This window comes from Deferrisoma sp., assembly GCF_054681715.1.
In genome coordinates this window covers 1-2,346 of record NZ_BAAHFQ010000274.1, presented here as the reverse complement: position 1 = coordinate 2,346, position 2,346 = coordinate 1, and the positions used below count along the sequence as shown (strand labels likewise).

Below are 2,346 nucleotides of genomic sequence, written 5' to 3'. Positions count from 1 at the left end.
GGCCGCAGCGATCTCCCCGTGGGTGAGCCCCAGACGCCGCACGCGGCCGTCGTCGTCCTGGAGGATTTCCAGGAGGTCGCGCCCGTCGGTGCCCAGGAACCCGTCGCGGGTCAGGGCGCCCCGGCCCATGCGGGCCTGGGCCGCGGCGAGATCGGGGGACTGCTTCATCGATCCTTCTCCATGGGGCCCCGGGAGCCCGAAAGGCCAGGGAACAACGCCCTGCGGCCCCGGATTCGGGCAACGTTCCGCTGGGCGGCTAGGCGGCTGGCCGGCTAGGCGGCCCGACTGCGGTGAATCGTGAAATCGTGAATCGGAAATCGTTCGGTCGCTCGACGCGCCCCGGGAACCCTCCGGCGTTCCGCACTCCCGAGCGCGCCCCCCACACCCGGGCCTGCGGCCCGGATCGCGGCGTGGACGCCGCTCCCACACGGGCCCCCAAGGAATTTCCGCTGGAACGCTCGGAGGCGCGGACGCTGGGACGCGAAAATCTCCCGCTACGCCAGCGTTGGCGCCGGCCCCAACCAGGGGAAGCGGCTTCCGGATCAGGCGTCAGAATTCAGAGGACAGGTGTCAGAACGCCGCTGTCCTCCGTCGTCTGCCACCTGGCACGGCCTCCCAGCCTTCCAGCTTTCCAGCCTTCCAGCCGACTCACGCAAACTTGTCGTAGTAGATCCGGTCCTCGGGCACGCCCTTTTGGGTGAGCACCTTGACGCAGGCGTCGATCATGCCCGGGCTCCCGCACAGGTAGGCCTCCATGCCCTCCATGGACTCGTAGTGGCGGGCCACCACGTCGGTGATGAGCCCGGTCTCCCCGGTCCAGGCGTCCTCGGGCGCGGGCTTCGACAGCGCCGGCACGAACGAGAACCCCTCGAGCCGGTCGCAATAGGCCTCGAGCCGCTCCACGTCGTAGAGGTCCCGGCGGGAGACGGCCCCGAAGAACAGGGTCACCTTCTTCCGGATGCCCCGGGCCACCATGTCGGCCAGGATGCTCTCGAACGGCGCGAGCCCGGAGCCCCCGGCGATGAACACCGCCTCGGCCGGGGTTTCCCGCAGGTAGAACTCGCCGTAGGGGCCGTTCAGCTTGAGCCGGTCGCCCACGAGCAGGAGTTCGTGGATGAAGGTGGTGCAGATGCCCCGGGGCACCTTGCGGATGATGAGCTCGATCGCCCCGGTCTCCTGGGGCGGCGAGCTGATGGAGTAGGCCCGGTACACCGGCTCGCCCAGGCCGTCGTAGATGGGGGTCTCGATCTGCACGTACTGCCCGGCCCGGAACCGGAACTCCACCCCGGGATCGAAGGCGAGCCGCACCCGCCGGATGTCGTAGGTGAGTTCCTCGATGGCCTCGACCCGGGCCTCGTACTCCTCCACCTCGAGGAGCTGGGCCGGGATCTCGATGGCCATGTCCTCCCGGACCTTCACCTGGCACGAAAGCCGGACCCGGTTCTCGATCTCCTCGGGGGTGAGGTGGGGCGTCTCGGTGGGGAGAACGGGGCCTCCCCCTTCGAGGATCCGCACCTTGCACAGGCCGCAGCTCCCCCGGCCGCCGCAGGCCGAGGGGATGAAGATCTTGCGCTCCCGCAGAACCGAAAGAAGCGGCTCCCCGCCGGGGACCTCCAGGGGATCGGCGTCGTTGACCCGAAGGCGCACCGGCCCCGAGCGCACGAGCTTCCGCTCGGCCAGCACCAGGATGAGGGCCAGGAACGCCCCCAGCCCGGCGAGCACGCCGACGGCGGTGGCGACCGGCCCCATCACATCGGCACCATGCCCGAGAACCCGATGAACGCGAGCGCCATGATCCCCGCGAGGATCACGGTGATGCCCGGGCCTTCGAGGGCCGCCGGCACCCGGGAGCGCTTCATCTTCTGCCGGAGCCCGGCCATGGCGAGGATCGCGAGCGCCCACCCCACCCCGCTCCCGGCGCCGTAGGCCAGGCTCTGCACGAAGGAGTACTGCCGGATCACCATGAAGAGGCTCACCCCCAGGATGGCGCAGTTCACCGTGATGAGGGGTAAGAAGATGCCCAGGGCGTAGTACAGCACGGGGCTTGCGCGCTCGATCACCATCTCCACGAGCTGGACCGTGGCCGCGATGACCACGATGAAGGCGATGTAGCGCAGGTACCCGAGGCCCAGGGGCTCCAGGAGGTAGGCGTACACGAGGTAGTTGAGCCCCGAGGTCAGGGTCATCACGAACACCACCGCCGCGCCCAGCCCCGCGGCGGTTCGCACCTCGCGGCTCACCGCGATGAACGAGCACATCCCCAGGAAGTTCGCGAGCAGGATGTTGTTGATGAAGATCGAGGCGATGAAGATCGTCAGAGCGCCCTGTTGGCCCATGGTGTCCTCT

Annotated in this window: 2 protein-coding genes; both read right to left on the bottom strand. The window is 69.1% G+C overall.

Annotated elements, in window-relative coordinates; all coding sequences use genetic code 11:
- Positions 1-648: 648 nt before the first annotated feature.
- Positions 649-1,749 carry an FAD-binding oxidoreductase gene (locus ACY0I8_RS17795; RefSeq protein WP_461395810.1) on the bottom strand — a complete coding sequence of 367 codons (1,101 nt, stop codon included), beginning with the start codon at positions 1,747-1,749 and terminating at the stop codon, positions 649-651.
- Complete coding sequence (locus ACY0I8_RS17790; RefSeq protein ID WP_459940472.1) at positions 1,749-2,336, bottom strand: NADH:ubiquinone reductase (Na(+)-transporting) subunit E; 588 nt, start codon at positions 2,334-2,336, stop codon at positions 1,749-1,751. The genes ACY0I8_RS17795 and ACY0I8_RS17790 overlap by 1 nt, the downstream gene beginning before the upstream one ends.
- Positions 2,337-2,346: the final 10 nt, after the last annotated feature.